We start from the raw sequence: 12,832 nt of genomic DNA, 5'->3' as shown, positions 1-12,832 counted from the left end.
CGTATACCACCGCTTTTTCAGCACGATATCCATCACTGATAAGGTAGTCAAAGACCCATGTCACATATTTTTAATGACGAAAAAACTATTATTTATTTTCATGGAGTTATCTAGTTCAGTAATTGTAAGCAGAAATTAACGAACTATTTTTTTCTTGATCGCGGTCATACTTATATATATCACTACGATAATTCACTAACCCCAAATCATCTACCCATGCTGTCTGGTAAATTAGATCTACAGGTACATTTTTACTATCACCTAATACTATTGTTCGCGTTTTTCTACTTCTAGATAAATTGTTAAACCGCTTTTCACTGCTTCCTGAATATTCTAAAAGTACTCTTGCTAAACTTTTTGCTTGTTCAACCCGAATGCAACCAGAACTTAATGCACGGTCATGTTTTTTAAATAAAGATCGTGATGCGGTGTCATGTAGATAAATGGCTTGGCTATTAGGAAAATTAAATTTAAATAATCCCAATGCATTTCTTTTACCCGGTTTTTGTCTTAAACGATAGGGAAAACGATTCGGTGATAACAAATGATATGGAATAGAGTTAATTGCTATTTTTTGTGCGCTATCCCATCCTTTTATTACTTCATAATTATGATTTGCCAAATAATTTCTGTTTCTTCTCACTTTTGGCATAATATCTTTTTTCATAATAGAATTAGGGACATTCCAATAAGGGTTAAAGACTACCGATTGAATATCAGAATCAATCATAGGCGTTTGCCTTGAAGGACGCCCAACAATCACCTTACTCCCCAATACCCTTTCACCTTCTAACCATAAATTCATATAATAACTGGGGATATTAACCACAATACCAGTATTCGGTTTCACCGACCATAAACGCATACGTTGTGCATTTAACGCTAATAATCGAATTCGCTCTTTAATATTTAGTGCCAGCCATTGCTGGGTTTGCGGCCCTATTACGCCATCACTTTTTAAACCATGTCGCTCTTGAAAACGCTTTACTGCAATCACAACAGAGCCTGATAAATGTTTTCTTTTTTGAGTGCGTACTTTCTTTGCTTCTAATGCCGTCATATCACCTAATGTTTCAAGCACAGTCACAACACCCTCAATATTTTTAACATACTGTCCTGGACGAATATTGCCTTGAAATAAAAAGACAGGCCATCGAGTCTCTTTTACCTCATTAAGTTTATTTAACGCAGTAACGAGTTCGGTATATTCATTATCTAGCGGTTTTAACCGAGCTATAAAGTAACGTAAACGTTGTTGTTCATGGCTTGTTAATAATTCTTCTATAAAGCCATCAGAAGGTAATGGCAGTATAGTGGGAGGCATATCACCAAATAACCATAAATTACCTTTTTTTTGTATTCCTTCAATAAATCCCATATATGCAAATAATGTATCAGTTGCTAACACATCATAATCGCGCCAATCATTACTCGTTCTATAACGTTTTAAATTATGATAGCGGCGAGTTAAATCAGGAGAAACTCTTGTTAACGACAATAAATAAAGTTGCTCCTCAAATTCAGCCATAGCAATTTGATCTTGCCAAACTTGACCATAGCCAATCGTCAAATATAATTCTGCCAACTTATCAATATACTGAATACCTTGTACATTATTGGCAATATCTTTTACCCAGCCTTTCGCTATTTGATACTGCTGCCTAACGGTATGATTATTGCTAAATATTTCCTCATCCGATGTATTCATTAATTCAGATGTAATAATTTGCTTATCTTTTATTACAATCGTTTTATTTTCAGAATGAGTTGGTAAATCAGAAGAAGCTGTAAGATTAATAGGAAATAAACATAATACAGAGGTGAAATACCAATACTTACAAATAGTCATAGAAGTCCCCAAGCACTACTCCGCTATTACTAATAATAGTATTTAGAGCATTAAATGTAGACGCATTTTGCTTAAAGTGAAATATATCTATAGGAATAAAAAGCATACGGAACATGTTAATAGCATTAACGTTCGCAAATTACAAAAAACAACGCTGTTTCTTAATAATAAGAAGCAGCGTTTATCATTTAACAACAATAGAAATTAGTGTAATTAGACAGCAGATAATGCCCAATGGTTATCCCACATAATCGCACTTTGCTTTGACGTCTTTTTAAAATGGGTATCAATACTGAGTATTTTCCCTGCTCCCGAGCCGACTATCCAATGATTATCTAACATCGCAACACCAGAAGCATCAACTAAAGGTTTAACCTCCACTAACTCTCGTGTTGATTGATCCCAAATACCGTAGCAATTACCTCTTGGTGACGTAGCTAATAAATAACCATCAATGGTACCAATACTGGCTATATAATGATTAAACCTTAGCCATTCTTCATCTTCAGCTAAAAGTGATTGTAATGCTTGCCCTCGTTGATGCGTAGCCACCAGCGGTGCGGCATGTTCAGGCTCACCGCGATACTGTTGACCGCAAGCAATAGCGCCATTATCCATTAAGCTAAGATGGCGAATACTAAGTCGCTTATCAGCAAGTTCGGCTTGATCAACAATCTCACCTCGGCTTTTATCTAAATACACTAATGCAGGTTGCATTGAATCAAGATTTAACGGTGTTCGTCCTAGGGTATGTACCCCACCAACCCCCACCGCTAAGGTGTTATTATCAGCCCAAATCACTTCATGAGGGCCAATACCAAAATCGCTAAACTCAGCCACTTTGGGTAATCCTTGCCTTACTTCATAAACCCCAATAATACCGCGACTGGTTGCCGACTCTCCTTCAGTTGTATACAAATACTGACCATCATCAGAAAAAACACCGTGACCATAGAAATAACGATTAGAATCTGCTCCTCGTATCCCCCACTCTTTACCTGATTTATGATCAAACACTTGAACATATTGTCCAGGACGGCGAGAAAAGACCGCCGTTAATGAGCCGTTACGTTGCAACGCAATACCATGCCCCCGTGCAGGTAACATAATTTTCAACAGCGGATTTCCTGATAAATCAGCTACAACAGCTGCAAATTTACCCGCAGCGGTTCGACTACAACCTATCAATTTTGGCTGACTGTGTGATTGTGCTGAAACACCATACCGCGCGTTAGCATCACAGCCCATTAACGACATAAACGGTAACGTACTGGCTGATGAAAGCGCATAACCTAATAATTTACGCCTCGTTAAATTAATCGCCATCGGTTGCATTAAACCCCATCACAATACCTAGCTCTGCAGCTACATCATCGTGTAACGCTAACTGGATATATTCCAACCCATTGAATACATTAATTAATTCACGGTATCCAGCTTTTGTTTTTAGTAACGTTCCCATACTCTTTTCTTGAGGCCAATCAGCTAACAACAATTCAAAACGCTGATTAATACGGTTCGCGGTGATCTCATGTCCTTCTTTAATCAATAAAGCATTCAAACCATTGCCATTCGCTAAATACAGCTGATGTAATGCTTCCACACTCGCTTTTAAACTCACCATTGATGTTTGTGAACGCCACGCTTCCGCTTGATATGGTTTTGGCTTACCCGGTTTCCCCATCGGACGAGTCAGCTTTTTAAGGGTGTAATCAAGCTGGTTATTGAGCGCGCCTAAATATTCACCCAAGGCTAATGGCGGCGGTAATGTTTGCCATGGATTATGTTTCCATTCTGCGACTAAATCTGTGGCGGTTTGTACCAAATTCCCTGTTATTGCATCAGCTAACTGACAATAATTAGCCTGAGATAACTGCTTTTGCTCTTGAAATAAAAACCATTCGGCGGCACCCAAACCTTGCACAACTACACTTTGATCAGCAATCTCTTGGCTAGTAAATGTTTTCTCTGACTGTAACAACTGTTTAAGCTTTCTACCTGTGGTGTTCTTTTTATCAGGCCAAAATTGCACTTGCCAGCTTAACGCTAATGCTTCTTCACTGCCTTTATCACGACCTTGTAATGCCATCCAACTTTGCATTGTTGATAGCCATGCATCTTGCGCCGCTTTTACAGACGCATCACTATACTGAGTACAAATATGATTAACGCTATCATGCAGTAAACGGGTCGATTGCTGATACTTTGTTGCGGCATCCAGTGATAATTCGTACACAGGCGTAAGATTAAAACCTAACGCCTCTATAGTTTTTACACTTTCAATCGATGAAGTTGGTTTAGGCTCTGATTGTGAAACGTCAGTACTTTCGTCACTACAACCAGTAGCCATAATACTTAACGCCAATGTACAAACACTAAGAATAATCTGAGATTGGCTTGCATACTTCTTCATTACAACACCGTTCCTTTACAGTGAATTTAAAAACGCGACTAATGCTTGGCGATCAGATAAAGGCAGTTGCAACACTTTATCGCGGCTTATTTGCGCTTCACCGCCATGCCATAACACTGCTTCCATAACCGTTCGTGCACGCCCATCATGTAAAAAGTTAGTATGTCCGTTCACTTCTTCGGTATAGCCTAACCCCCATAACGGTGGTGTCCGCCATTCTTGCCCATTGGCTAAAAACTCAGGGCGATTATCTGCTAACCCTTCACCCATATCGTGTAATAATAAATCGGTATAAGGGTTGATAGTTTGTTCAGATAACGCAGGAAGATCAGGTACGTTAGCCGTTTTAATATTCGTACGGTGACAACTTTCACAGCCAATATCAGCAAACAGCTTTTCACCTTTCATGACTTGAGGATCAGTAATATTTCGACGTGCAGGTACCGCTAAATGTTGCGAATAAAATTCAACAAACTTGAGCACTTTGTCTGTGACTTCATGTTTTCCGCCATTCGGTAACACTTGGCAAATAGTTTGCTTATCACTACAGTTTTCTTGCTCAAATAACGCACTGGTTAAACCCAAATCACCATTAAACGCAGCAGCATTTTGTTGCATTAAAGTTGGTTGTCCGGCTTTCCAACCAAAACGTCCAATGACAGTTTTATTTGCTTGTACATCCCACACTTGGTTTAACTTTCCACTTACGCCTTTATTTTCTGCCGCTTGCTCTTCAACAAAGCTTTTTAAGGTTCGTTCTGGAATATGCTCTAACAAACCTAATCCAATCATTGGTGGCGCAATACGTGCAGACAGCATTACATCTTCCGCCATTGGGCCATAATTGAGATCCGTGATAGTTAAATTAGGCTTACGCAGGGTTATCACCTCACCGTCAGCAAACGTCACAGGTACATCACTGTAAGTTAATGATATTTGCCCTTCAGGTTTCGCTTCAGGCAATGAGAAATCTTGTAATTGACCGCCGTAAGTCGGCTCTGAAATTGTGCCACGTTGAATCAACTGTTTTTTCTGAGTATCTGTTAAGGCAGGAATACTTAAACGCACCAGCATAGACACAGAATTTGTATCGCCTTTTTCAGGTGGATGACCACGCCCATCTTTAATATGGCAATTCTGGCAGCCGTTGGTATTAAATAATGGCCCTAAACCATCACGGGCATCGGTTGTTGCAGGCGCTTGTACCCAAGGGTTACGAAAAAAACTGTTACCCACACTGAAATCTAATCGCTTAGACATTGGCAAGTTACTTGAAGGCAAAGAAAAAGCATTGGCACCTGTTTTTGGCGTTGTGGTATCACCGCCAGATTTAATTTTTGCCAGTTGCTCTTGGGTATACTTTTGTTTTTGTTTTGTCGAGTTAGAAGATTCTGCCGACGCGATAAACGGCAGTAACCCTAACGACATAATCATCGTTGCTAAATACTTCATACTCACACTCATAGATTCTTATTATTAAAATACGAATAAAGTCGCCCTAACTGCTGGCGACTTATTCTTTATATTTTTGTAGAGCAGTAAGTCGTTTAGAACTGATGATCTGCTGTATCAGGATTTAGGTTACTCACACCAATAATACTTGCCGCTTTTTCAATTTCAGCGGTTTGCTGCACTAACGCCATAATCGATTTATTTACCAATGCATGACCGGCTTTATTGCCAGTCGCAATAAGCTGATCAAAGTATTGATTATCTTTTTCAGCGGAATCAACCAGCGTTTGTAGTTGAGCGCGGGCTTTATCAAATTCAGCTTTAATTTCAGCAGCGGCTTTCTTATCTTTAGCTGCCACTAGGTCATTAATACTTGGACCTGTTAACACTTCACCATTAGTACGGGTGTAAGTACCGGTGTAAACGTTATAGATACCTTGCTCATTGTAGTAATGCGAGTTATGGGTGTTATCTGAAAAACAATCGTGCTCGTCTTCCGTTGAATTGGCTTCTAATGCCACCTTCATACGCTCACCAGCAAGCTCACCTAATGAAAGAGAGCCCATACCAAATAACATCTTACGCAAACCGTTATCTGCTGATTCTGCTAGTAGTTCACTACGGTAGTTCTTCGCTTCGGTTGCTGACCACTGCTTTTCCATCCATTGCAGGTCATTAATCAACAATTGAGAAGAGGCCGTTAAATAATCCGCACGACGATCACAATTACCGTTCGTACACGCTTCGCCTTTCACAAAATCTGTAAATTTACGATCGCCAGCACCACTTTTAGTACCGTTAAGGTCTTGTCCCCATAGTAGGAACTCAATGGCGTGATAACCTGAAGCCACGTTTGCTTCAGAACCGCCTAATTCATTCAAATCGGCAATCAGTTCAGGCGTGATCTTAGTAACATCAATCTCTTTATTACCCACATTTAGAGTTTTACTTGCTACGATATTCGCTTTTGCACCTTCGTTACCAAGCTCGTGTTGGTAATCATTCGCTACGTAATCAATTAAACCTTCATCTAACGGCCACGCATTTAATTGTCCTTCCCAATCATCAACAATGCCGTTACCAAAACGGAATACTTCAGATTGTTGATAAGGAACACGAGAAGCTTTCCATGCGGTACGTGCTGCTGAAAGTGTTTTTTCAGAAGGGTTAGCAACAAGTGCAGCAATCGCCTTATCTAAATCTTTCGCGGTCGTTAATGCATCACTATAAACACTATGGGCAAGATCAGCATAATGCGTCACCACTTCTTGCTTGGTTGCCGCTTGTGCTACAACAGGTAAGGTGAATACTGCTGCCGCAATCAAAGTGTGAGTAAATGTTTTATTCATTAAAGCGTCTTCCTTGTTAGAGCATGTCTTAATACAACCCAGAATCGAAATCTAAGTGATAATTGTTATTATTTCGATAATATATCAGATTGGTAACATTTTGAAACACATCGACAGCATTTAATGATAATAATTTGCATTTGATTTTAAAAAAAACCATAACTCGAACAGATATAACGATTATCTCGACATAATTCACGTATAATCTTTGCCATAGCAAACGTAATCATACATATTGCGCCCCTGAGATTTATTACAGCAGTGATAAATCGCAATACGTAATTTGCCGCTGTAAGATTTGGAGATTTACATGGACAAGCACGAAGAAGTTCTGATTGCTCTTCGACAAATTATTCGCGCTATCGATCTGCATTCAAGAAAATTGAATAAAAACGCAGGATTGACAGGGCCTCAATTAGTTTTGATGCGAGCAATTAAAGCATCAGGCGAAGAAGTGACTATTCGTCAGCTTTCTAATAACACTAATATGAGCCAAGCAACGGCAACCACCATTCTTGATCGACTAGAAAAACGCGGTTTAGTGGTACGTCAGCGTAGCCAATTAGATAAACGTAAAGTGCATGCTCACCTTACCGAAGATGGCTTAGCACTACTTGAAAAAGCGCCATTGCCGCTACAAGATAGCTTTATATCTCAATACCAAGAATTGGACGATTGGGAACAATCGCTGCTACTGTCATCAGTACAGCGTATTTCAACCATGATGAATGCCGAGCACCTCGATGTCGCTCCCCTGCTTGAAGTGGGTAGCATTACTCAGCAAGAAAAAACCAAAAGCGAATTAGAAGAATAAGCGCCACACACGTTCACAAATATTGAGATAATAAAAAACCGATCATCCGATCGGTTTTTTTTATTCATCACACAAAGAAGTATTAACGTTAGCCGTTATACCCTTTATTAGAAGTCAGTTTCGCTAAGCCTTTAACCACGCGGAAAATAGACCAAATCCATACCCCGAACAGTAATATGTAACCGATCAAAAGATCCTTTTATATCAAGAGACTAGAGCCAAATTATTTTTGAACAATAATTTGCTAGGTCTTCAGCTCTACTCATAGCGTTTCAAGTAATTTTTAGCATCACAAACTGGCATTAACAAACAGTGAATGAGTAAAGGAATATTGAAAATCTTAAAAGCAACTGTTCATTATTGCTCTGCCAACAATATCTTTCTTAACAAATTGGCCAACTGTTCTTGTTCTTTGTTACTAAGTACGCTCAGCATGTTATCCATATTAGCAACATGTGCATTCAATGCAGTATCCACCAACTCAATCCCCTTTTTAGTCAAGGTAACTTTACAGCTGCGTCTGTCCTCTTCACTAGCAATACGTTGGACAAAACCACTTTTCACCAACTGTTCTATACGCGTACTGACAGCACCAGATGAAAGCATCAGAGTATGATACAACTCAGTAGGAGTGACTGCAGTATCACTGCGGCGCATGGTGGCCAAAATATCAAACTCTATACTGCTCAGCCCGTACTCTCGAAAAACCGGATCCAACGTCTTCTTCCATACTGCGCTGGTTCGATTTAATCGCCCGACAACCCCCATAGCAGAGCAATCCAGATCAGGCCTTACAGCGAGCCATTGAGCAAGGATTTCATCGACTTTGTCTGATGACATTTTTACCTCTCAAATAAATATCTTTCAAAAAAGATACTTGATTAAAATTCACAACTCAATTACTTTCTAAGAAGTATCTTTTCATGGAGATACTTTTTTAGAAGATGATTAACTATTCAGTCAAGGTGAGTTATGAACAAAGTTCAGCAAATTAAAACAATAGCATTAACAGCAATTGCGCCTATTGTCTGGGGCAGTACCTATATAGTTACAACAGAAGCACTGCCGCCAGACAGTCCACTTATTGCTTCAACAATCCGTTCGCTGCCTGCTGGTGTAATACTAGTGCTTATTAGCCGAGCGTGGCCAACTGGGTTGTGGTGGCTTCGTATGGCAGTGCTAGGTTTTCTGAACATCGGGCTATTTTTCGCGGCAACCTACCTACCGGGTGGCACGGCATCGATGGTGATGTCTATCCAGCCGGTGATTGTAATGATCATGAGTTGGTACCTTTTGAGTACCCGCTTCTCTTCACAACAACTGATCGCCAGTGGATTAGGTATTCTCGGTGTAGGTCTGCTGGTACTTAACAGCTCAGCCAAACTCAATATCGAAGGTATGTTGACCGCAATACTTGGAACACTGAGCATGGCTTTAGGCGTGGTGCTGACAAAAAAATGGGGACGTCCAACGGGCATGACAATGCTTGGATTTACAGGTTGGCAGCTGTTATTTGGCGGCATCATTTTGTTACCTGTCTCACTTTGGCAGGAAGGCGTCCCAACCCAACTTACGTCAATCAACTACCTAGGCTATGGATACTTGAGCCTGATTGGTGCCATTTTGGGTTATTTTCTCTGGTTTCGCGGAATCGAAAAGCTTCCTCCGGTGACCGTCTCTTTTCTCGGTTTTCTTAGCAGTGTTTCTGCCTGTTTTCTTGGATATCTAATCCTAAATCAAACTCTGACTTGGCCCCAATTACTTGGTGCCTTAGCCATTCTGTTTTCAATTATGCTGGCTACGCCTCGCTCATCTGCGCAAACCGATCACCAACCACAACGTCAGACCGTCATAAGGAATTAATATGAACATTACTATCGTATCAGGAAGTCAAAGAGCGCATTCTCAAAGCCTAAATGTCGCCTAGTTACCTACAAACACTGGCTGAACCCCATTTTGACAAGGCAACAGTTCTCGATTTATACCAACTGAATCTGCCGTTTTGGAATGAGGGAGTATGGCAAGACAGTGATGAATGGAACCAGTGGAAACCTGTTGCTCAAATTCTTAAGCAATCGGTTACGAATGTACCGACCAGTACCTATATGCCCGAAGCAAATATACCATGAAGCTGCTCGCTGCCTACGCCAATGCACTAGCTCCAGTGCATCGCGATATGGTCATAAAACGTTCCGCTACGGGATCTAGCCACTGGCGATACAGGAGTCACCAGCCCAAAACAGGTGGCTCTTATTCCGTATGTAACTGCATAGTCATACAACTTTCTTATAATTACCCAAATTAGTGGAATGCACAGTATTGGGCAAAAGTGAGTTACAGCCCCAGCGTAAAAATGTGAAGACTAAGCAAAAACCAATCTCGCCTCACCTACTCTGATCACGTATCATCAATTTCTCTCTATTCATCAATGGAATACACCTATGTTACTCGAAGGTATTGAAACCTTATTAGTATTAGCGGAAGAAGGCACCATGAGCCGTACGGGTAGCCGTTTGTATATCAGCCAATCAGCAGTGAGCAAACGAATTGCCAAGCTAGAGGCGACATTAGGTACTAAGTTGATCATTCCTGCGGGGCGATTAATTAAGCTAACCCCTGACGCCCATGCGTTGATTAACAATGTAGGGCCAAGTTTTAATGAAATTCGAGGGCTAATTTTTGAGCATCAGAATTTAGACGATCAAAGCATTATTACGATTGATTGCTCTGAAACCTTAGTCGCGGGTTATTTATCACAAGCGATGGGGCAATATTTCCAGCACGATAAATACATTTCAATTACCACTCACCATACCCCAGTAATTGTCGAAAACGTGCAATCTGGTAAGGCATCGATTGGCTTTTGCGCAGGGCATTTACCTGCTAACTATAGTTTTATTGCCGAACATTTAATGGATGAGCCTTTTAAGGTGGTGTTTAACCAACCGCTGACAGCACTACCGAAAGCGCTTGTGGTGAATGATTTAAAAAATCCATCTAATTACTCTCAAGCCGCTATTTTGCAAAAAGTAGGGATTACACCACTAATGGAGATGGACTCTTATACTGCTTCAGCACAGCTGGCCTTGGCAGGTATGGCGCCAGCACTTGTGCCTTTGTCGATTGTGAACACACTACAGATTGAAGATACGTTCTGTTTCGATTTTGAAGAATTATCTGATTTAACTCGCCCTATTAATCTGATTTATCGTCAAAATAGTTACAAACTACCTAGGATAAAAAAACTGGTTAAGACTATCGCTGATGTGGTGATCCCTAAAACAATATAAATGATCATTACCCCGAGCAGAAACGCTATTTATTCGCAGTTAAATGCCCTAGCGTAACTTTATTTTTACCCGTTTTTTTAGATACATATAAAGCTTCGTCAATACATTTCATCACGCAGAGTATCGTAAAGTCTGGGGTAGTAAATTCACATAACCCTACCGATGATGTCACTGAAAAGTGCGTATCACCAGATGAAATACGATGCTGTGACAAGGTGTGAAGAATACGCGTACAAATTTCTTGGCCATGGTGACTGTCGGTATTTTCCATTAACAACACAAACTCTTCACCACCCCAACGCGCGATGATATCAGTCGAACGTAAGTTCGATAAACAAATGTTGGCAAACGCAACCAGAACATCATCACCAACATCATGCCCATAAGTATCATTAACCTGTTTAAAGTTATCGATATCGAATATCGCAATACTATAAGTTTGGTTGCTGGTTAACGTTGAAATAGCATCCAGTTTTTCATTTAACAACCGTCTGTTTGGCAGATGTGTTAATTCATCTGTATATGACGCTTTTTGCAGCATCATATTCATATCAAGAATAGAGTTCTGGCTCTGTTTGATGTACTTCTCACGCTTATAGACATAAATACAAATCAAGAAAGACAAAAAATAAAGCAGGTATTTTAAATAGATGCTGTCATCTTGATTACTCTTTTGTTGATTTTGAATAACGAACAACCACTCACCACTAGGGACTTTCACCGTAAATGAGCTGGTCGTTTTTTCACAACCATTTTCTATGTTATTAAAAATAGTTAATCGCTGACCGTCAGGGTTAAAGCCAAGAATTTTATAATGACAATTATCTAATGCCAGTTTTTCTCTAAATTGATCAAGATAACTTATCGCGTTAACAAAGCCTGTAAACTCATTTTTTTCATTAAATAATGGCAAGCGTAAAATAAACGCCAGCTTACCATTTTGAATTAGCTTTACAGGGCCAATTAAGCCCACACTTCTATTTTCAATAGACAGTAATACGCCTTTTTTACGCTCATCAATATGGGTAAGATCGTGCCCTATCGCTGTATGCTTAATCCGATTAGGATAAATATCTGTAATAATACCCAAAGGCGCATATTGAAGCTCAGAAATAATATCGTTATCGGCAATGATTTTTTTAGCTATTACGTCAAATCCTTCCGTATTAGCTCCATTTTGAATGTTTAATGAATAACTTAATGCTTTAAGACTAGCAACCATACTATTAATTTGTTCATTAATCGTTGCTGTGATGTTTTGACTAATAGCAATATTATCTTTTTTAACTAATATGTCATGTTTATTTTCATTATTAAAAAAGAACAATTCAACAACAATTAAGAGCAGAAATAAAGCGAGTAATATAGCAAAACTAGAGTGCGTTATTCTTACTTTCATTTTGTTATTCATAAATAAATTATTGCCAGCGTTAGAGTTAAAATATCAATGACTTAGTTGCATAAATATACTTCAATTAAAATGAAATTAATATCCTATACGCATGAAATGAAACATTCTCTTACAATGCTTAAACCTATTTGGAATGCTGATGGTTAAATATTCACTTTTAACATTGAACACCCCATCTATTCATTACTTTTATCATTCTATTTTCTCCTTTTATTTTAACACCACACTAAATATTTACACCGTGTAGCATTCAT

The 12,832-nt window shown here is 39.4% G+C and carries 10 protein-coding genes and 1 pseudogene; 4 read left to right on the top strand and 7 right to left on the bottom strand.

Annotated elements, in window-relative coordinates; genetic code table 11:
* Positions 1 to 115 precede the first annotated feature (115 nt).
* From I3259_RS02515 to I3259_RS02495, 5 genes are all read right to left on the bottom strand, one after another.
* Entirely contained in the window at positions 116 to 1,849 is a 1,734-nt protein-coding gene (locus I3259_RS02515) for a L,D-transpeptidase family protein (RefSeq protein WP_238028182.1), read from the bottom strand.
* Between the two features lie 213 nt (positions 1,850 to 2,062).
* A complete protein-coding gene (locus I3259_RS02510; RefSeq protein WP_238028181.1) occupies positions 2,063 to 3,184 on the bottom strand; it encodes a DUF1513 domain-containing protein in 1,122 nt (373 codons plus the stop codon).
* Positions 3,165 to 4,262 carry an imelysin family protein gene (locus I3259_RS02505; RefSeq protein WP_238028180.1) on the bottom strand — a complete coding sequence of 366 codons (1,098 nt, stop codon included), beginning with the start codon at positions 4,260 to 4,262 and terminating at the stop codon, positions 3,165 to 3,167. Before I3259_RS02505 ends, I3259_RS02510 begins: the two co-directional genes overlap by 20 nt.
* Before the next feature lie 15 nt (positions 4,263 to 4,277).
* Positions 4,278 to 5,714, bottom strand: coding sequence for a di-heme oxidoredictase family protein (locus I3259_RS02500; RefSeq protein WP_238028179.1), 1,437 nt, complete (start codon positions 5,712 to 5,714; stop codon positions 4,278 to 4,280).
* 95 nt (positions 5,715 to 5,809) lie between these two features.
* On the bottom strand, positions 5,810 to 7,063 hold the full coding sequence (locus I3259_RS02495; protein WP_238028178.1) for an imelysin family protein: 1,254 nt from the start codon (positions 7,061 to 7,063) through the stop codon (positions 5,810 to 5,812).
* Positions 7,064 to 7,373: 310 nt separating this feature from the next.
* On the opposite strand from I3259_RS02495, the gene I3259_RS02490 reads away from it, so the two are divergent.
* The gene (locus I3259_RS02490) at positions 7,374 to 7,877 is read left to right on the top strand and encodes a MarR family transcriptional regulator (protein ID WP_005367205.1); all 504 of its coding nucleotides are present in this window, start codon (positions 7,374 to 7,376) and stop codon (positions 7,875 to 7,877) included.
* A 357-nt stretch (positions 7,878 to 8,234) separates the two neighbouring features.
* Here I3259_RS02490 and I3259_RS02485 read toward each other — a convergent pair whose 3' ends face one another.
* Complete coding sequence (locus tag I3259_RS02485) at positions 8,235 to 8,717, bottom strand: MarR family transcriptional regulator (protein WP_238028177.1); 483 nt, start codon at positions 8,715 to 8,717, stop codon at positions 8,235 to 8,237.
* Between the two features lie 132 nt (positions 8,718 to 8,849).
* On the opposite strand from I3259_RS02485, the gene I3259_RS02480 reads away from it, so the two are divergent.
* From I3259_RS02480 to I3259_RS02470, 3 genes and pseudogenes are all read left to right on the top strand, one after another.
* Positions 8,850 to 9,740, top strand: coding sequence for an EamA family transporter (locus I3259_RS02480; RefSeq protein WP_238028176.1), 891 nt, complete (start codon positions 8,850 to 8,852; stop codon positions 9,738 to 9,740).
* A 1-nt stretch (position 9,741) separates the two neighbouring features.
* Positions 9,742 to 10,085: pseudogene (locus I3259_RS02475) on the top strand (hypothetical protein).
* Positions 10,086 to 10,318: 233 nt separating this feature from the next.
* The gene (locus I3259_RS02470) at positions 10,319 to 11,167 is read left to right on the top strand and encodes a LysR family transcriptional regulator (RefSeq protein ID WP_238028175.1); all 849 of its coding nucleotides are present in this window, start codon (positions 10,319 to 10,321) and stop codon (positions 11,165 to 11,167) included.
* 25 nt (positions 11,168 to 11,192) lie between these two features.
* Here the strand turns inward: I3259_RS02470 and I3259_RS02465 are convergent, their stop codons facing one another.
* Positions 11,193 to 12,566, bottom strand: coding sequence for a sensor domain-containing diguanylate cyclase (locus I3259_RS02465; protein ID WP_238028174.1), 1,374 nt, complete (start codon positions 12,564 to 12,566; stop codon positions 11,193 to 11,195).
* Between the last annotated feature and the right edge of the window lie 266 nt (positions 12,567 to 12,832).

The organism is Photobacterium sp. Ph5, assembly GCF_022129445.1.
Lineage (GTDB): Bacteria > Pseudomonadota > Gammaproteobacteria > Enterobacterales > Vibrionaceae > Photobacterium.
This window is presented reverse-complemented; position numbering and strand designations above follow the sequence as displayed.